Raw genomic sequence first — 17390 nt, 5'->3', positions numbered from 1 at the left:
CGTTGCAAACGAGGAATAGATGACAGACACGACGCTGCCGCCCGACGATTCTGCCGAGCGGATCGAGCCGGTCGACATTCAGCAGGAGATGCAGCGCAGCTACATCGATTACGCGATGAGCGTCATCGTCGGCCGCGCCCTGCCGGAAGTGCGCGACGGACTCAAGCCGGTGCACCGGCGAGTGCTGTACGCGATGTACGACTCGGGGTTCCGTCCGGATCGCAGCCACGCCAAGTCGGCACGGTCGGTCGCCGAGACGATGGGCAACTACCATCCGCACGGCGACGCGTCGATCTACGACACCCTGGTGCGGATGGCGCAGCCCTGGTCGCTGCGTTATCCGCTGGTCGACGGTCAGGGCAACTTCGGTTCGCCGGGCAACGATCCACCGGCGGCGATGCGCTACACCGAGGCCCGGCTGACCCCGCTGGCCATGGAGATGCTGCGTGAAATCGACGAGGAGACAGTCGATTTCATCCCCAACTACGACGGCCGGGTGCAGGAGCCGACAGTGCTGCCCAGCCGGTTCCCCAACCTGCTGGCCAACGGTTCCGGCGGCATCGCGGTGGGCATGGCCACCAACATCCCGCCGCACAACCTGCGCGAACTCGCCGACGCGGTGTTCTGGGCGCTGGACAATTACGACGCCGACGAAGAGACGACGCTGGCCGCGGTCATGGAGCGGGTCAAGGGTCCCGACTTCCCCACCGCCGGACTGATCGTCGGATCCCAGGGCATCGCCGACGCGTACAAGACCGGTCGCGGTTCCATCCGGATGCGCGGAGTCGTTGAGGTGGAAGAAGATTCGCGCGGCCGGACGTCGCTGGTGATCACCGAGCTGCCGTATCAGGTCAACCACGACAACTTCATCACCTCGATCGCCGAGCAGGTCCGCGACGGCAAGCTTGCCGGCATCGCCAACATCGAAGACCAGGGCAGCGAGCGGGTCGGTGTGCGCATCGTCGTCGAGCTCAAACGCGACGCCGTGGCCAAGGTGGTGCTCAACAACCTCTACAAGCACACGCAGTTGCAGACAAGCTTCGGCGCCAACATGCTGTCCATCGTCGACGGGGTGCCGCGCACGCTGCGGCTCGACCAGATGATCCGCTACTACGTCGAGCACCAACTCGACGTCATCATCCGGCGCACCCGCTACCGGCTGCGAAAAGCCAACGAGCGGGCCCACATTCTGCGCGGGCTGGTCAAAGCGCTCGACGCGCTGGACGAAGTGATCGCGCTGATCCGGGCGTCGGAGACCGTCGACATCGCCCGGGCCGGGTTGATCGAGCTGCTCGACATCGACGAGATCCAGGCCCAGGCGATCCTCGACATGCAGCTGCGGCGTTTGGCGGCACTGGAACGTCAGCGCATCGTCGACGACCTCGCCAAGATCGAGGCCGAGATCGCCGACTTGGAAGACATCCTGGCCAAGCCCGAGCGACAGCGCGGCATCGTGCGCGACGAACTCGGTGAGATCGTCGACAAGCACGGCGACGACCGTCGCACCCGGATTGTCGCCGCCGACGGCGACGTCAGCGACGAAGACCTGATCGCCCGCGAGGACGTCGTCGTCACCATCACCGAAACCGGCTATGCCAAACGCACCAAGACCGATCTGTACCGCAGCCAAAAGCGCGGCGGCAAGGGCGTACAGGGCGCCGGTCTCAAGCAGGACGACATCGTCGCGCACTTCTTCGTCTGCTCGACCCACGACTGGATTTTGTTCTTCACCACCCAGGGCCGGGTGTACCGGGCCAAGGCCTACGAGTTGCCGGAGGCCTCGCGCACCGCGCGGGGCCAGCACGTCGCCAACCTGTTGGCCTTCCAGCCCGAGGAGCGCATCGCCCAGGTCATCCAGATCCGGGGTTACGAGGATGCGCCGTATCTGGTGCTGGCCACCAAGAACGGGCTGGTCAAAAAGTCCAAGCTGACCGACTTCGACTCCAACCGCTCCGGCGGCATCGTGGCGATTAACCTGCGCGATGGCGACGAGCTGGTCGGGGCGGTGCTGTGCTCGGCCGAGGACGACCTGTTGCTGGTTTCGGCCAACGGGCAGTCGATCCGGTTCTCGGCCACCGACGAGGCGCTACGCCCGATGGGCCGGGCCACCTCCGGGGTACAGGGCATGCGATTCAACGCCGACGACCGGCTGCTGTCGCTGAACGTGGTCCGCGAAGGCACCTATCTGCTGGTCGCCACGTCCGGCGGGTACGCCAAACGCACCGCGATCGAGGAGTACCCGGTGCAGGGCCGCGGCGGCAAAGGGGTACTGACCGTGATGTATGACCGTCGGCGCGGCAGGCTGGTCGGAGCGTTGATCGCCGACGACGACAGCGAGCTGTACGCAATCACCTCCGGAGGTGGCGTCATCCGGACGGCGGCACGACAGGTTCGCAAGGCGGGACGTCAGACCAAGGGTGTCCGCTTGATGAACCTGGGCGAGGGCGACACCCTGTTGGCCATCGCACGCAACGCCGAGGAAAGCGAGGAGGCGGTCGCAGAAACCGACGACGGCAACGGCTCGGCCAAGTAGCACATAGCCGCGGCGAAGCCCAGCGACGTTCCGGCTATGTCGCGGTCCGTCCGGCCCGTCCGGCAGCGCGTCGTGCGGCCTCCTCGTGTTCGGCGGCGCTGACGACGACCGCATCGGACCCGGGGTACACCGTCGCCTCGTGCCCGGTCACCAGCCAACGCACCACGTATGGCGGCGAGCCGTCTTGGGAACGCACCTCGGTGATCTCGGCATGTTGGTCATGTCTTTCGGTGGTGGTGCCCTTGACCACGAGATAGTCGCCGACTTTTGCCTTCATCGCGCGCTTCCTTCCCGTCTTGTGACGACCCGTCTTGTGAGAACCGCCGATCTCTCCATGGTGCGCGCGGCGGTCGCCAAACGGAAGTGCGCGCGAAATCCACCGTTAGCGTCTATACGCTCCGTTGCGAGAGACCGCCGCGGCGCAAGTGATCCGGTGTCAGATCTCGATACGTGAACCGATGATCACTGTTCGGTCGAGTGGCAGGCTGAAATACGCGGCGGCGTCGGCGGTGATGTGCGACGTGGCGATGAACAGGCGCTTGCGCCAAGACGACATGGTGGCTTCCGCCCCGGCCGTCAATTCGATCTTCGACAAGAAGTAGGAAGCCGTGTCGACGTCGAGAAAGCCCTCCGTCTCCTTGGCGTCGAGCAGGCTCAGAGCGTGCGGGACGTTGGGCCTTTCCATGTATCCGAAGCGGGCGCTGACGTGAATGATTCCGTCCTGCGAGTAGCCGAGGCTGTCGATAGTCGTGCGTTCTGCATCCGGCACTCGCGGCACCGGCATCGTGTCGATCGACATGATGACGACGTTTTCGTGCAGGACGCGGTTGTGCTCGACGTTGGCTCGCATCGCCAGTGGCGCCGTCTTGGTGCCGCGGTTGAGGAATACCGCCGTTCCCGGAGTGCGCACCAGCGGCGGATCATATTGCCGTAGCTCCTCGACGAACTCCCGCAACGGCCCTTCGTCCCGCTCTCGCACCCGGGTGACGATCACCCGGCCCTGCTGCCAGGTGGTCATCACGGTGAACACGGCCAGGCCGATGAGTAGCGGTAGCCAGGCGCCGTGCACGAGTTTGGTCAGGTTGGCGGCCAGGAACATCAAATCGACCAGCAGCAACGCGCCGCCGCCGATCAGCACCAGCCATAGCGGAATGCCCCACCGGGTTCGGGCGATGTAGAGGAACAGCAGTGTAACGATCGTGATCGTTCCGGTGACGGCCATCCCGAACGCATAAGCCAGCGCCGCCGAGCTGCGGAACGCGAATACCAGGGTCAGCACGGCGACCATGAGCACGCCGTTGATCCACGGCACATAGATCTGACCGATCGTCGATGCCGAGGTGTGTTCGATGCGCAGCCGCGGCAGGTAGCCCAGCTGAGCGGCCTGGGATGCCACCGAATACGCACCGGTGATCACCGCCTGCGAGGCGATCACGGTTGCGGCCGTGGCGAGCAAAACCATTGGGATCCGCGCCCATTCCGGGCTGAGCAGAAAGAAGGGAGCTCGCACCGCGGTCTGGTCGCGAAGCACCAGCGCGCCCTGACCGAAATAACTCAGCGTGCATGCTGGCAGCACGAGAAGCATCCATCCGAGCGAGATGGACCGGCGACCAAAGTGACCCATGTCGGCATAGAGCGCCTCGGCTCCGGTGACCGACAGGACAACCGCCGCCAGAGAAAAGAAGGCGATGTGGAAGTGACCGGCCATGAACGCCAACGCATAGGTCGGCGACAGCGCCTTCAAAATCTCCGGGTTGTCGGCGACGCCGGATAACCCGCACGCGCCGATCACCACGAACCAGGCGATCATGACCGGTCCGAATAGCCGCCCGACCGCTTCGGTGCCGTGACGTTGCACGGCGAACAACGCCACGATGATTACCGCGGTAATGGGCACGATCCAATCTTTAAGACCTGGCTCGATCACCTTGAGACCCTCTACCGACGACAGCACGGATATCGCCGGGGTAATCATGCTATCGCCGAAAAACAGTGCCGCGCCGAAGATTCCCAACGCGGCCAACGTCTTCGCGGTGCGACGACCGCGCGCGCCGCCGCCGCGCCGGATCAAGGTGATCAGCGCCATGATGCCGCCTTCACCGTTGTTGTCGGCACGCATCACCAGTGTGATGTAGGTCAGCGTGACGATGATCATCACCGACCAGAAGATCAACGACACGATGCCAAAGACGTTGGCCTGGGTGATCGGCACGGGGTGTGGGTCGCTGGGGCTGAAGAGCGTCTGAATCGTGTAGATGGGGCTGGTGCCAATGTCGCCGAAGACAACGCCGAGCCCGCCGACGACCATGGCGACACTGGCCTGGGGCCCGCCGGTGGCCGACTGTAAAGGGGACGCGGTGTGCGAGTCCGCTTTCACGGCGAGTCCTCGTACTTTCGATTGTGACGGTTGCGGTGCGGCGGATCGATCGTAATCCGCGGATGCCCGGTCGGGCGCCGTCCGGCTAGACGGGCCGGACACCAGGTCGGCGGTGACACCGGGCTTGGCGGCTGCATCGGTGGCGTGGCGGCGATGTCGTCACCTCCCGGTGACGATCCGGATGGCGGATCCGCCGCCGAACACCACGGCAACTAGACTCAGCGACCTGGGTACACATGTTAGGAGTCGGGGTGACCTCACCGAACGAGCCGGGCGCCCCCAATACGGGCGACTTACCGAATGGGGATGCGGTGTCCGAGCGTGCCGGTGCACACCGGGCGACGACGGGCCGCGCGGCAGAGCCCGCAGACGCTGCGTCGCGGCACCGAGGCGGCGCCTGGCCGTCTCAGCCGGGGCAGTGGCAACCGAACGATCCGCCGACCGACGTGCGGCCACCCAGCCCGAGCTCGGCCGTCGACGCCCGGTTGAACCGCTTCATCACCGGCACCTCGGCGCCGTCGGGCGCCCCGTCCGGGGCGGTGAAAACCAGCCCACCGGAGCCCGACGACCTTCCGGCCCGCAATGACGGTCCACCGGTTGAGGCCTACGCCAGCGAGTTGCCCGATCTGTCGGGACCTATCCCTCGGGCACAGCGCAGGTCCGCGCCGGACCGTCCGGTCGACGCGCCGGCACCTGCTACCGCCGCGAGCCGTCCGGTGACCACCGAACCCCGGGAATCCCGGGTGCACGTTTCACCCCGGCGCGGCCGCGGACCGGTGCGGGCCAGCATGCAGATCCGGCGGATCGATCCATGGAGCACGCTGAAGGTGTCGCTGCTGCTGTCGGTGGCCCTGTTCTTCGTCTGGATGATCTCGGTGGCGTTCCTGTACCTGGTGCTCGGCGGCATGGGCGTGTGGGCCAAGCTCAACAGCAACGTCGGCGACCTGCTCAACAACACCAGCGGCAGCAGCGCGGAATTGGTCTCGAGCGGCACGATCTTCGGCGGCGCCGTACTGATCGGTTTGGTGAACATCGTTTTGATGACCGCGATGGCCACCATTGGGGCGTTCGTCTACAACCTCACCACGGATCTGATCGGCGGCATCGAGGTGACGCTGGCCGACCGGGATTAGCATTTTGGGGGTGGGGCGGCGATTGCGGTAATCTCGTCGCTCGGCCGTATCCGGAATCCGGGCCTATAGCTCAGGCGGTTAGAGCGCTTCGCTGATAACGAAGAGGTCGGAGGTTCGAGTCCTCCTAGGCCCACGACCATGTGCCCGTCAAGGTGTTGCGTGAGGCTCGCGTTATCACTGGCAGCAATCGCTGCGGTGGTGGCGGCGGTGCGGGCACGGCGCGGCGCCGAAGTGTGGCACGTGGCGCCGGATCCGGAGTCTGGTTACCCGTCTCGGGACGCGGTTCGCAATGACGAGGGGCCTTAGCTCAGTTGGTAGAGCACCGCCTTTGCAAGGCGGGTGTCAGGGGTTCGATTCCCCTAGGCTCCACAGGACAGCTCCACAGATCAAAAGCGCAGCGGCACCGTTTGACGCGCATCTACAGTGCCGGGATCTTGCCCTTGAACAGCCGCTGCGCGTTGCCGGCGGCGACTTTTCGTCGCAGCTCGTCGTCGAACGGGAAGTCGGCGAGGAACTTCGCGCCGGCCATGTTGTCGTCCATCGGATAATCGACCGAGAACATCACCCGATCGGCAGACATGACTTCCAGCGTGCAAGCAAACGCCGGCGCCGAGAAGTTGCCGCTGGTGGTCACATAGAAGTTCGAGCGCAGGTACTCCGACGGCAACCGGCGCAGTTTTCGGCCGGCGTCCGGATCACCGGCAAGGCCGTAGTAGCGGTCGATCCGGTGCGCGGCGAACGGCAGCATCTCGCCCAGGTGACCCAAGATCATCTGCAGCCGCGGAAAGCGGTCGAACAGGCCCGAGTAGATCAGCCGCAGCGCATGCGTGCCGGTCTCCACGCCGAAACCCCACGACGCCAGGTGCAGGCCGGCCCCGAGGTAGGGCTTGAACCAGGCGTCCATCACCGCGGGATGCGGCGTGGTCGGATGCAGATAGATCGGTGCCTGCAGCGCTTCGGCGGCTTCGAACAACCCGTAGTAGGCCGGGTCGTCGAGATAACGGCCCTGAGTGTGCCCGTTGATCAGCCCGCCGACGAAACCCAATTCGCTGACGGCGCGGTTCAACTCGGCCGCCGCGGCCCGCGGGTCCTGGGGCGCCAGGGTCGCGAACGCACCGAATCGGTCCGGCATCGCGGTGATCGTCTGGGCCAAGTCGTCATTGGCGCGACGCGCACTGTCGACGGCACGGTGGACGTCATCGTCGGCCTGCACGCCGGGGTCGAACAGCGAGAGGATCTGGAAGTCAATTTCCGCGGCGTCCATCTGCTCCAGCCGCAATGGTCCCCGGTCGTACAGCCGCTCGTAGGCGATGCGATTGTGCAGCCGAAGCCAGCTGCCGACGACATTGTCGGCGCTGACCGGATCCCACGCGTAATGCTCTTCCAACGCGATCAACGACATCGCATGCCTGGCCCGGTGATGCAGTGCCCTACGGGCGCGGCTGGACTTCTACACTCGGCGGGCGCGGCGAGGGCTCCGGGCGCGACGAGCGCCGCACGATGGTAAATGCCACCGCACCGCCCGCTACGACGACGACGGTTGCCGCTCCGGCGATCACCCACACCCGCTTCTTGTTGCCGCGGCGCTGGGACCGCCGTGCTTCTTGAAGTACCTGAGGCAGGTTTGCCACCACTTCCTGGGCAGCGGCCAGTTCCTGGGCGAGCGTTTCTTGAGCGGCGGCGATCTCGCGGGCCAGCCGGCCTTCTCGATACCGGCGACGAAGTTCCGAGGCGGTCGACTGCGCGGACTGAACTCCGAGTCCGACGACGCCACGGGTCACGTCCACGGGGCCAACCATCGAATAGGTCAGGCCCCGGGTCAGTCGCTCTCTCGGCGTCAATCGGGTTTCCACCATCTCGCTCATCTGCCGCCTTTCTGGTTTCTGGCTGGTCGATGCCCTAGCCCAGAGCCACTCCGATACCCCCACACACTGCCACCACAAGGACGTCCGCGGGCCCATTGCCTCAATACCGCGCCGTTCGCGTCGGGTGACACCGGCTGCGGCCGCGCCACCGGGTAATGGCACACTGTGATCCCGTGACTAACAGCCCGTTTCAGACTGCCACCGCCACGCTGCACACCAACCGCGGAGACATCAAGGTCGCCCTCTTCGGAAACCACGCACCCAAGACCGTCGCCAACTTCGTCGGCCTGGCGCAGGGCACCAAAGATTACTCGACCCAAAATGCATCGGGAGGCACTTCCGGGCCGTTCTACGACGGCGCGGTCTTTCACCGGGTGATCAACGGCTTCATGATCCAGGGCGGTGACCCGACCGGCACCGGCCGCGGTGGGCCAGGCTACAAGTTCGCTGACGAGTTCCACCCCGAACTGCAATTCGACAAGCCCTACCTGCTGGCGATGGCCAACGCCGGGCCCGGCACCAACGGCTCACAGTTCTTCATCACCGTCGGCAAGACTCCGCACCTGAACCGGCGTCACACCATCTTCGGTGAGGTGACCGATCCGGAGTCGCAGCGCGTCGTCGACGCCATCGCGACCACACCCACCGACGGTAACGATCGGCCCACTGACCCAGTGGTGATCGAGTCGATCACCATCTCGTGAAACCGCCGCGCTACCCGCGCCCCGGGCCGGCATAGCCGGCCGCGGTAAGGGCGTCGAGCACGTTCAGCGGATCGGTCCCAAGATCCCAACGGGACAAGATGAACAGTCGGTCGTTGACCGTCTCGATCTCGAGAAGTCGAACGTTGCGCGCGTAACGCCGGAACTGAGAGATCCGGATGATCTTGATCTCGGGCCGTCGCAATAGCTGCGTCCGCAACCACCCGCGGATCGCCAGCCCCTCGCCGGTGATTGCCAGCTTCGGCCGTGCCCGCCAGGAAACGCCGGCAAACAAGATCAAACCCAGTGCGGCAACCATGGCCAGCACGCGTCCCGGCGGTTCTGTGACCAAGGTCACAGAACCGATAGCCATCAATACCCCGGCAACGCCGCAGCCAGCGATTCCCGCCGCCGGAGGCGACCATTGTGTTTGCTGCATGCGCTATCCAGACCCTCCGACCACCGCAGACCCGGTTATCCACAGACGCTATCAACAGTGGGGATAAACTACATCCATGTGATTGACGAACCACAACGTTGCTGGATCAGTAACCAACCCGACCTGAAATAAATTCATTTCGGGCGCGGTGCTGCTCAGTGCCACCGCATGGTGAGCAACAAACCGGTGATCATGAAAGCGAACGCGATGGCGTAGTTCCACGGGCCCAGATCCGCCATCCACTGCAGCGCCTTGGGGGCCTGACTGCCGAGTGCGGCCAACTGAAAGACCATCAACCACACGAGGCCGATCAGCATCAACCCAATGAACAACGAGACGAACCACACACTGGACGGTCCGACCTTTACTTTCACGGGCGTGCGGCTCACCGGCTTGACGGTGAAGTCGTTCTTCTTGCGGACCTTTGACTTGGGCATGTAATACCTCGGGATACCTCAACAACACGGTGAGCGGACAAAGTGCAACGATTGCGACTGCAGCTGCAGCCAAAGCTTGGCTACGAGACTAGCCCAACTGGCCTCGCGACCAGGAAACGGAGACGTGATGACCGATGAGCGCCGCTCGCCGTGGCGTTTCGGTGTTCCGCTGGTCTGCCTGCTCGCCGGGTTGTTGCTGGCCGCGACGCATGGGGTTTCCGGCGGCGCGGAGATTCGCCGTAGCGACGCGCCGCGGCTGGTCGACCTGGTCCGCCACGCCCAGTCGTCGGTGAACCGGCTGGATGCCCAGCGCGACGCGCTGACCAAACAGATCGAGACCACGCACACTCCGTCGTCGGATACTGCCTTGGCGGCGATGCTCAGGCGGGCCGCTGAACTGGCCGGTGTGGCCGGCATGGACCCGGTCCACGGCCCTGGCGTGGTAGTGACGCTCAACGACGCGCAGCGCGACGCCCATGGCCGCTTCCCGCGCGACGCCTCCCCCGACGACCTGGTGGTGCACCAGCAGGACATCGATGCCGTCTTCAACGCGGTGTGGAGCGCGGGCGCCGAGGCGATCCAGATGCAAGACCAGCGCATTATCGCGAGTTCGGTGGTGCGTTGCGTCGGCAACACCCTGCTGCTGAACGGACGCACCTACAGCCCGCCTTACACGATCACCGCGATCGGTAATCCCGCTGCGATCCAAGCAGCCTTGGCCGCGGCTCCGCTAGTGACCCTCTACAAGCAATACGTGGTCCGGTTCGGATTGGGCTACCACGAAGAGGTCAAGTCCGACGTACAGGTCGTCGGACATTCCGAACCGGTGCGGATGCACTTTGCGCAGCCGCTGGGGCCCGTGGGTTACTGAGGCCGGACGGTAACCTGTCACGATGCGGATTCTGGTCGTCGACAACTACGACAGCTTCGTGTTCAACCTGGTCCAATACTTGGGCCAGTTGGGCGTCGAGGCGCAAGTGTGGCGCAACGACGACGCCCGCCTCGCCGACGAGAGCGCCATCGCCGAGCAATTCGACGGTGTGCTGCTCAGTCCAGGCCCCGGCACGCCGGAACGCGCGGGGGCGTCGGTGAGCATGGTCGCGGCGTGCGCGGCGGCACGAACCCCGCTGCTGGGCGTGTGCCTGGGACACCAGGCCATCGGCGTGGCGTTCGGGGCCACCGTCGACCGCGCGCCGGAGTTGTTGCATGGCAAGACCAGCAGCGTCTACCACACGAATGTCGGTGTACTGCAAGGACTTCCGGACCCATTCACGGCAACCCGGTATCACTCGCTGACCATCCTTCCGGAATCGCTGCCGGCCGAGCTCGAGGTCACCGCCCATACCCGCAGCGGGGTGATCATGGGAGTGGGTCACCGCGAGTTGCCGATTCACGGTGTGCAGTTCCATCCGGAGTCGATCCTGACCGAGGGCGGACACCGGATGCTGGCCAACTGGCTGACCTATTGCGGCTGGGCGCGCGACGACACGTTGGTGCGCCGGCTGGAAAACGAAGTGCTCACCGCCGTCCGGCCGCACCTGCCGACCGCAGCGGCCGGCACAGCCGGGACTACTGACCGAACTTCAGCGTGATGATGCCGTCCCGGTTGACGCCGGAACCGGCGGGCGGGCTCTGGTAGACCACCCGGTTGTGCTGGGATCCGCCGGCGTCGACGTCGGGCCCCTTGTCCAGCACCCCGGTCCAGCCCAGTGCGCGTAGCCGGGGTTCGGCGTCGGTCCAGAACATTCCGGACAGGTCGGGCATGACGAATTGGTTGCCCTTGGACACTTGTAGTTCGATCACCGAATCGACCGGAACGGTGGTGCCGGCGGGTGGGTTGGTGCCGACCACGTCGCCCGCCGGCTTCGGGCTGTCCACCTGCGCTTGGCTGAACTTGGTGAAGCCGTAGACGTTGAGGTTCTTCTGCGCCAGGTCGACGGTCTGACCGGCGACGTCGGGAATCTGTTTGGCCTCGGGGCCGGAGCCGACGATGATCGTGATCACATTGGTGATCGCCGAGGTTTGGTTGGCCGGCGGGTTGGTACCGATGACCTTGCCCGCCATCTCCGGTGAGGAGGGCGAGGCGGCCTGCTTGAATTTGCTGAAGCCGGCGGCGGTCAGCTTCTTGACCGCTTCGGCGTAGGTCAGCGACGAGACATCGGGCAGCTCACGCTGCTCGGGTCCGGTGGAGACATTGATGGTGATGTCGGCCCCCGCACCCACCGAGGTGTTGGCAGCCGGGTCGGTCCCGATGACGTGGTCCGGCGGGATCGTCGAGTCCGGTTTCTGCAGCGTGCGGGTTTTGAAGCCGCGGTTTTGCAACGCGGCTATGGCGTCGGCGGATGCCTGGCCACGCACGTCGGGCACCTGCACCTTGCGGGTGTTGCCGCCGAAGGTGTTGATGGCGATCGTGACGGCGATCGTCAGCACCGCCAGCACCGCGACCACGGCGACCCAGCGGCCCACCGAAGGGGTGGTGCGGTCCCGATCGGTGTGGTCGAGGACCTGGCGAGGCAGCGGATCGGTGCGCGGACCCGCGGGATGTCCGGGTGTGGCCGCCAGCAACGAGCGTCGCTCGGCGCCGCTGAGCACCTTGGGTGCCTCCGGTGGCTCACCGTTGTGCACCCGCACCAGGTCGGCGCGCATTTCCGCCGCGGTCTGGTAGCGGTTTTCCGGGTTCTTGGCCAGCGCCTTGAGGACGACGGCGTCCAGGTCGGCGGAGATTCCCTCATGGCGTTCCGAGGGCGGGATGGGGTCTTCGCGGACGTGCTGGTAGGCCACCGCCACCGGCGAGTCACCGGTGAACGGCGGTTCGCCGGTCAGGATTTCATACAGCACGCACCCCAACGAATAGACATCGGATCGCGCATCGACCGCATCACCGCGAGCCTGTTCGGGGGACAGATATTGCGCCGTCCCAATCACCGCGGCCGTCTGGGTGACGCTGTTGCCGCTGTCGGCGATCGCCCGGGCAATGCCGAAGTCCATCACCTTCACCGCATTTGTCGAGCTGATCATGATGTTGGCCGGCTTGACGTCGCGATGGATGATGCCGTTTTGGTGGCTGAAGTTCAGCGCCTGGCAGGCGTCGGCGATCACCTCGATGGCCCGCTTCGGCGGCATCGGGCCTTCGGTGTGCACGATGTCACGCAGCGTGACGCCGTCGACGTACTCCATGACGATGTAGGGCAGCGGACCGGCGGACGTTTCGGCTTCGCCGGTGTCGTACACCGCCACGATCGCCGGGTGGTTCAGTGCCGCCGCGTTTTGTGCCTCCCGCCGGAAGCGCAGGTAAAAGCTGGGGTCGCGGGCCAGATCGGCGCGCAGCACCTTCACCGCCACGTCCCGGTGCAGACGCAGATCGCGGGCCAGGTGAACCTCGGACATTCCCCCGAAGCCGAGGATGTCGCCCAGTTCATAGCGATCGGAAAGGTGCCGGGGGGTGGTCATCGCGATGTCTCGTATCGGTCCAGCGACGCGTGGTGAGTCGGTCGCGGCGCGACTGTACGGCCAAGTTGGTCTGCCCGGCTCGCCCCCGGCGGCCGGAAGCGCCCCCATTGCGAACCGTCACGGCCGTCATTGTCGAGGCGGCCGAAACCCGTCGCACCGGGTCGCAACCCCTGGCCGGTCGGCGTCTGGCTGGCCGGGGGGGTTCCGGTGTCGGTCACGGTCGGGGGCGGTGACTGCGGCTGGTTGTCGCCACGCGAATTGATGACGATGAGCACCGCGATGATGATCGCCAGCGCCCCGAGGACGCCGGCAGCCCACAACAACGCCCGCTGGCCCGACGAGAACGTACGCCGCGCGGGTGGCCGGTTTCCTCCGGTCGCCGGCCGGGACCGGCGCGGGGCCGTGGCCCGGCTGGTGGGGTTGCCCGCAATCCGGGCCGGCGCGCTCGACGGAATCGCTGCCGGCGCGGCCCGCCCGGGCGGCGGTGACTGACTGGGCCGTGGCGGCCGCCGGCCGGCCCGTACCGCGGCGACGGCGTCGGCGAACGGTCCCCCACTGCGATAGCGCATCTGCGGGTTTTTCACCAGCGTGATCTCGATGAGTTCTCGCACATTGGGCGGCAGCTCGGCGGGCAGTGGCGGCGGCGGTTCTTTGATGTGCTTCATCGCCACCGTTAGGGCGCCGTCACCGGTGAACGGCCGCTTACCCGAAACCGCTTCGTAGCCAACAACTCCCAACGAATATACGTCACTGGCCGGGGTCGCGTCGTGACCCAGAGCCTGTTCGGGCGCGATGTATTGGGCGGTGCCCATCACCATTCCGGTCTGCGTCACCGGCGCCGCGTCGACGGCCTTGGCGATCCCGAAGTCGGTGATCTTCACCTGGCCGGTGGGCGTGATCAAGATGTTGCCCGGCTTGACGTCGCGGTGCACCAGTCCGGCCGCGTGCGCAACCTGTAGAGCGCGGCCGGTCTGCTCGAGCATGTCGAGCGCATGCCGCAGCGACAGCCGGCCGGTGCGCTTGAGCACCGAGTTCAGCGGCTCGCCGTTGACCAGCTCCATCACCAGGTACGCGGTGCGGCCCTCGCCGTCCATCTGGCTCTCGCCGTAGTCGTGCACGGCCGCGATCCCCGGGTGGTTGAGCATGGCCGTGGTGCGGGCCTCGGCCCGGAACCGTTCGATGAACTCCGGGTCGGAGGAGAACTCGTTCTTGAGCACCTTGACGGCCACCCGCCGGCCCAGCCGGCTGTCGACCGCTTCCCAGACCTGCCCCATGCCGCCGGTGGCGATGAGCCGCTGCAGGCGGTAGCGGCCGGACAGCGTCATACCAACTCGGGGACTCATGGGCCCCCCTGCAGCGCAGCCTCGATCACGGCCCGTCCGATCGGCGCGGCCAGCGCACCACCGGTCGCGGACAGGCGATCGCCCCCGTTCTCCACAAACACCGCGATGGCAACCTTGGGCGCCTGTGCCGGCGCGAAGGCGATGTACCACGCATGCGGCGGAGTATGACGGGGGTCTGTGCCGTGCTCTGCGGTACCCGTCTTGGATGCGATCTGCACGCCGGGGATGGCCCCTTTCTGCTGTGTGACTTTCTCGGCGCCGACCATCAGCTCTGTTAGCTTAGCGGCGACCTGCGGCGACACCGCGCGCCGCTGCTGATATGGCGCAGTGGTACTGATGTTGGCCAGGTCGGGCCCGCGGAGGTTGTCCACCAGGTACGGCCGCATGGTGATCCCGCCGTTGGCGATGGTCGCCGCGACCTCAGCGTTCTGCAGCGGGGTCAGCGCGACGTCCTTCTGCCCGATGCTGGTCATACCCAATGCGGCGGTGTCTTCGATCGGGCCGATGGTCGACTCGGCCACCTGCAACGGTATCGGGTCCGGCGAGGTGTCCAAGCCGAACGCCTGCGCCGTGCTGCGCAGCGCGGCTGCGCCCGTCAGGATGCCCAACTGAACGAAAGCGGTGTTGCACGACTTGGCGAATGCCACGCTCAGCGACACGGTCGGCTCGGCGCCGCACGTCGTGCCGCCGTAGTTCTCCAATGTCGCCGTGCTTCCGGGCAGCGGAATCTCGGCGGCGGCGGTCAGCTGCTCGGTGTCGGTGGCTCCGGCCTGCAGCGCCGCCGCGGTGGTGATCACCTTGAAGGTGGAACCCGGCGGGTACGTTTCGGCGATGGCACGGTTGGTCAACGGCGAGTCGGGGTTGTCGCGAAGCCGCTGCCAGGCTTGCGCCTGGACCTCGGGATCGTGCGACGCGAGCAGGTTGGGGTCATAGGACGGCGACGACACCAGCGCCAAGATCTTGCCGGTCGACGGCTCCAGCGCCACCACCGCGCCTTTGCAGGGGCCGCCGCAGCCCTGCTGCATCGCGTCCCAGCCGGCCTGCTGGACGCGGGGGTTGATGGTGGTGTCGACGTTGCCGCCGCGCGGGTCGCGCCCGGTGAAGAAGTCGGCCAGTCGCCGGCCGAACAACCGCTCGTCCGACCCGTTCAGCAGCGGGTCCTCGGCGCGTTCCAGCCCGGTACTGGAATAACGCAGTGAGTAGAACCCGGTGACCGGCGCGTACACCTCGGGGTTGGGATAGACCCGCAGGAAACGAAAGCGACTGTCGGTGGCCACCGAGTAGGCCAGCAGTTGCCCGCCCGCGGTGATCTGGCCGCGCTGGCGCGAATACTCGTCGAGCAGGACCCGCTGATTGCGCGGATCGGCGCGCAACCCGTCGGCTGTGAAGACCTGCGTCATCGTGGCGTTGAGCAGCAGCAGCACGATCAACGCCATCACGGTCACCGAGATCCGGCGCAGAGAGGCGTTCATACCCGCTCGATCACCTCGGTACCGGCCGCCGCGATCGGCGTCGTATTTCGGGCGCGGGTGCGCAGCGGACGTCGGGCTCCGTGGGAGATGCGCGCCAATATGGCCAGCAGCACGTAGTTGGCCAGCAGCGACGACCCACCGTAGGACATCCACGGTGTAGTCAGCCCGGTCAGCGGAATGAGCTTGGTGACGCCGCCGACCACGATGAACAGCTGGATGGCCAGCGTCGATGCCAGACCCGCGGCCAGTAGTTTGCCGAAGCTGTCGCGGGTGGCGATCGCGGTGCGCAGGCCGCGGATGATGACGATCGTGTAGAGCATCAAGATGGCGGCCAGACCGACCAAGCCGAGTTCCTCGCCGAAGGCGGCGATGATGAAGTCCGTCGATGCCGCGGGCACGGTATCGGGTTGGCCGTTACCCAGCCCGGTGCCGAAGATGCCGCCGGTGGCGAAGCTGAACAGCGATTGCACCATCTGGAAGCCGCTGCCCTCGGGGTCGGCGAACGGATCCCACCAGGTCTGCACCCGGATCCGGACGTGGCTGAAGACGAAGTACGCCACGACACTGCCCGCCGCGAACAAGGCCAGACCGATGACGACCCAGCTGAACTTCTGGGTGGCCAGGTAGACGACCACCAGAAACGACGCATACAGCAGCAGCGACGTGCCGAGGTCCTTCTCGAAGACCATGACCCCCACCGAGATCACCCAAGCCGCAAGCAGCGGCGCAAGGTCCCGCGGGCGGGGAAGGGTCATGCCCATCAGATGTTTGCCGGCACTGGTGAACAGGCGGCGCTTGGCGACCAGCACCGCGGAAAAGAAGATCAGCAGCAAAATCTTGGAGAATTCGGCCGGCTGAATCGAGAAGCCGGGCAACCGAATCCAGATCTTGGCGCCGTTCTGCTCAGACCACCTCGCGGGCAACAGTGCGGGTATGGCGAGCATGACCAGACCGGCGAACCCGCAGGTGTAGCCGTAGCGGGCGAGCTGGCGGTGATCCTTGAGAAAGGTCACCACCAGCGCAAAAGAAGTTACGCCGACAAGGGTCCACAGCATCTGCTGGTTCGCGCTGGGATGACTGTGGTGGCCGACCTCGTCGTCGACGAGGTCGAGGCGGTGGATCATCACCAGCCCAAGCCCGTTGAGCAGCGCCACCACCGGCAGCAGCAGGGGGTCGGTGAACGGGGCGGAGCGTCTGATAGCCAGGTGCGCGAAGCCGAACAGCGTCAGGAAGGCCAGCCCGTAGCTGACCAAATCCCAATGGAGGCTGCGATCTTGGTTGGCTTCCACGATCAGCAGCGCGGCGACGGTGACCACCGCGGCGAAGCACAACAGCAGCAGTTCGGCGTTGCGCCGGGTCGGCAACGGGGGCGTCACCGTCACCGGCGCCTGCAGCGGTGCCGTCATGCCGCCGCCCGGCAGTCAATGCCCGGCTGCGGAGGAGGTGGCGGAAGCGCGGTCACGGTCGGCGATGTGGTTGACGGTGACGCGGGCGCTGTCGGCGAAGTGCTCGCGTGGTTGGGGCCGGCACTTCCGGTAGTGGTGGACGGGGCCCCAGCGGGCGAAGTGGTCGGGGTGGTCGGGGACGTTGACGAGGATGTGATGCTCGGTTCGGGGGTGCCGCTGGCGGTGGTCGGGGTG

Annotated in this window: 15 protein-coding genes and 2 tRNA genes; 7 read left to right on the top strand and 10 right to left on the bottom strand. The window is 66.1% G+C overall.

Annotation, left to right across the window (positions count from 1 at the left end):
- The first annotated feature begins 19 nt into the window (after window positions 1–19).
- Window positions 20–2533, top strand: coding sequence for a DNA gyrase subunit A (gene gyrA / locus BST40_RS14190; RefSeq protein WP_075547694.1), 2514 nt, complete (start codon window positions 20–22; stop codon window positions 2531–2533).
- Between the two features lie 34 nt (window positions 2534–2567).
- Here the strand turns inward: gyrA and BST40_RS14185 are convergent, their stop codons facing one another.
- Complete coding sequence (locus BST40_RS14185; protein WP_075547695.1) at window positions 2568–2810, bottom strand: DUF1918 domain-containing protein; 243 nt, start codon at window positions 2808–2810, stop codon at window positions 2568–2570.
- Between the two features lie 159 nt (window positions 2811–2969).
- Window positions 2970–4841: a potassium transporter Kup gene (locus tag BST40_RS14180; protein WP_083154548.1), complete on the bottom strand. Its 1872-nt coding sequence runs from the start codon at window positions 4839–4841 to the stop codon at window positions 2970–2972.
- A gap of 320 nt (window positions 4842–5161) precedes the next feature.
- On the opposite strand from BST40_RS14180, the gene BST40_RS14175 reads away from it, so the two are divergent.
- The 3 genes from BST40_RS14175 to BST40_RS14165 all read left to right on the top strand — a co-directional run bounded on the left by BST40_RS14175 (window position 5162) and on the right by BST40_RS14165 (window position 6412).
- Window positions 5162–6043 carry a DUF3566 domain-containing protein gene (locus BST40_RS14175; RefSeq protein ID WP_075547697.1) on the top strand — a complete coding sequence of 294 codons (882 nt, stop codon included), beginning with the start codon at window positions 5162–5164 and terminating at the stop codon, window positions 6041–6043.
- Window positions 6044–6102: 59 nt separating this feature from the next.
- Window positions 6103–6176 (top strand) — tRNA-Ile (locus BST40_RS14170).
- Window positions 6177–6339: 163 nt separating this feature from the next.
- Window positions 6340–6412, top strand: a tRNA-Ala gene (locus BST40_RS14165).
- Between the two features lie 49 nt (window positions 6413–6461).
- Here the strand turns inward: BST40_RS14165 and BST40_RS14160 are convergent.
- Window positions 6462–7445 (bottom strand): amidohydrolase family protein, encoded by a 984-nt coding sequence (locus tag BST40_RS14160; RefSeq protein WP_075547698.1) that lies wholly within the window; start codon window positions 7443–7445, stop codon window positions 6462–6464.
- A 28-nt stretch (window positions 7446–7473) separates the two neighbouring features.
- Window positions 7474–7908, bottom strand: coding sequence for a cell wall synthesis protein CwsA (gene cwsA / locus BST40_RS14155; protein WP_083154539.1), 435 nt, complete (start codon window positions 7906–7908; stop codon window positions 7474–7476).
- A 155-nt stretch (window positions 7909–8063) separates the two neighbouring features.
- On the opposite strand from cwsA, the gene BST40_RS14150 reads away from it, so the two are divergent.
- Window positions 8064–8612 carry a peptidylprolyl isomerase gene (locus tag BST40_RS14150; protein ID WP_023369051.1) on the top strand — a complete coding sequence of 183 codons (549 nt, stop codon included), beginning with the start codon at window positions 8064–8066 and terminating at the stop codon, window positions 8610–8612.
- Between the two features lie 10 nt (window positions 8613–8622).
- Here the strand turns inward: BST40_RS14150 and BST40_RS14145 are convergent, their stop codons facing one another.
- Together BST40_RS14145 and crgA are read right to left on the bottom strand one after the other, a co-directional pair.
- Window positions 8623–9048, bottom strand: coding sequence for a PH domain-containing protein (locus tag BST40_RS14145; protein ID WP_075547701.1), 426 nt, complete (start codon window positions 9046–9048; stop codon window positions 8623–8625).
- Window positions 9049–9203: 155 nt separating this feature from the next.
- The gene (gene crgA / locus BST40_RS14140; RefSeq protein WP_023369055.1) at window positions 9204–9485 is read right to left on the bottom strand and encodes a cell division protein CrgA; all 282 of its coding nucleotides are present in this window, start codon (window positions 9483–9485) and stop codon (window positions 9204–9206) included.
- A 127-nt stretch (window positions 9486–9612) separates the two neighbouring features.
- On the opposite strand from crgA, the gene BST40_RS14135 reads away from it, so the two are divergent.
- Both BST40_RS14135 and BST40_RS14130 read left to right on the top strand, forming a co-directional pair.
- Window positions 9613–10356, top strand: a complete 744-nt coding sequence (locus tag BST40_RS14135; protein WP_075547702.1) for a DUF881 domain-containing protein — start codon at window positions 9613–9615, stop codon at window positions 10354–10356.
- A 22-nt stretch (window positions 10357–10378) separates the two neighbouring features.
- Window positions 10379–11077 carry an aminodeoxychorismate/anthranilate synthase component II gene (locus BST40_RS14130; RefSeq protein ID WP_075547703.1) on the top strand — a complete coding sequence of 233 codons (699 nt, stop codon included), beginning with the start codon at window positions 10379–10381 and terminating at the stop codon, window positions 11075–11077.
- On the opposite strand, the gene pknB is transcribed toward BST40_RS14130, so the two are convergent.
- From pknB to BST40_RS14110, 4 genes are read right to left on the bottom strand one after another with little or no spacing between them, the layout of a single operon-like run.
- Window positions 11055–12935 (bottom strand): Stk1 family PASTA domain-containing Ser/Thr kinase, encoded by a 1881-nt coding sequence (gene pknB, locus BST40_RS14125; RefSeq protein WP_075547704.1) that lies wholly within the window; start codon window positions 12933–12935, stop codon window positions 11055–11057. The two genes, BST40_RS14130 and pknB, sit on opposite strands and share 23 nt — an antisense overlap.
- A complete protein-coding gene (locus BST40_RS14120) occupies window positions 12932–14278 on the bottom strand; it encodes a serine/threonine-protein kinase (RefSeq protein WP_371686651.1) in 1347 nt (448 codons plus the stop codon). The genes pknB and BST40_RS14120 overlap by 4 nt, the downstream gene beginning before the upstream one ends.
- Window positions 14275–15750 carry a D,D-transpeptidase PbpA gene (gene pbpA / locus BST40_RS14115; protein ID WP_075547705.1) on the bottom strand — a complete coding sequence of 492 codons (1476 nt, stop codon included), beginning with the start codon at window positions 15748–15750 and terminating at the stop codon, window positions 14275–14277. Before pbpA ends, BST40_RS14120 begins: the two co-directional genes overlap by 4 nt.
- A complete protein-coding gene (locus BST40_RS14110) occupies window positions 15747–17156 on the bottom strand; it encodes an FtsW/RodA/SpoVE family cell cycle protein (protein WP_075547706.1) in 1410 nt (469 codons plus the stop codon). The genes pbpA and BST40_RS14110 overlap by 4 nt, the downstream gene beginning before the upstream one ends.
- Window positions 17157–17390: the final 234 nt, after the last annotated feature.

This window comes from Mycobacterium persicum (genome assembly GCF_002086675.1).
In the GTDB taxonomy this organism is placed as follows: domain Bacteria; phylum Actinomycetota; class Actinomycetes; order Mycobacteriales; family Mycobacteriaceae; genus Mycobacterium; species Mycobacterium persicum.
The sequence above is the reverse complement of the archived record's forward strand: the minus strand, read 5'-3'. Positions and strand labels throughout refer to the sequence as shown.

What these genes read in the sequence shown, in the direction of transcription:
- pbpA (WP_075547705.1), bottom strand. Translation starts at nt 15,750, where the DNA reads ATGAACGCCTCTCTGCGCCGGATCTCGGTGACCGTGATGGCGTTGATC.
- pknB (WP_075547704.1), bottom strand. Translation starts at nt 12,935, where the DNA reads ATGACCACCCCCCGGCACCTTTCCGATCGCTATGAACTGGGCGACATC.
- BST40_RS14130 (WP_075547703.1), top strand. Translation starts at nt 10,379, where the DNA reads ATGCGGATTCTGGTCGTCGACAACTACGACAGCTTCGTGTTCAACCTG.
- BST40_RS14120 (WP_371686651.1), bottom strand. Translation starts at nt 14,278, where the DNA reads ATGAGTCCCCGAGTTGGTATGACGCTGTCCGGCCGCTACCGCCTGCAG.
- BST40_RS14180 (WP_083154548.1), bottom strand. Translation starts at nt 4,841, where the DNA reads ATGGTCGTCGGCGGGCTCGGCGTTGTCTTCGGCGACATTGGCACCAGC.
- BST40_RS14185 (WP_075547695.1), bottom strand. Translation starts at nt 2,810, where the DNA reads ATGAAGGCAAAAGTCGGCGACTATCTCGTGGTCAAGGGCACCACCACC.
- cwsA (WP_083154539.1), bottom strand. Translation starts at nt 7,908, where the DNA reads ATGAGCGAGATGGTGGAAACCCGATTGACGCCGAGAGAGCGACTGACC.
- BST40_RS14150 (WP_023369051.1), top strand. Translation starts at nt 8,064, where the DNA reads ATGGCACACTGTGATCCCGTGACTAACAGCCCGTTTCAGACTGCCACC.
- crgA (WP_023369055.1), bottom strand. Translation starts at nt 9,485, where the DNA reads ATGCCCAAGTCAAAGGTCCGCAAGAAGAACGACTTCACCGTCAAGCCG.
- BST40_RS14110 (WP_075547706.1), bottom strand. Translation starts at nt 17,156, where the DNA reads ATGACGGCACCGCTGCAGGCGCCGGTGACGGTGACGCCCCCGTTGCCG.
- gyrA (WP_075547694.1), top strand. Translation starts at nt 20, where the DNA reads ATGACAGACACGACGCTGCCGCCCGACGATTCTGCCGAGCGGATCGAG.
- BST40_RS14135 (WP_075547702.1), top strand. Translation starts at nt 9,613, where the DNA reads ATGACCGATGAGCGCCGCTCGCCGTGGCGTTTCGGTGTTCCGCTGGTC.
- BST40_RS14160 (WP_075547698.1), bottom strand. Translation starts at nt 7,445, where the DNA reads ATGTCGTTGATCGCGTTGGAAGAGCATTACGCGTGGGATCCGGTCAGC.
- BST40_RS14145 (WP_075547701.1), bottom strand. Translation starts at nt 9,048, where the DNA reads ATGCAGCAAACACAATGGTCGCCTCCGGCGGCGGGAATCGCTGGCTGC.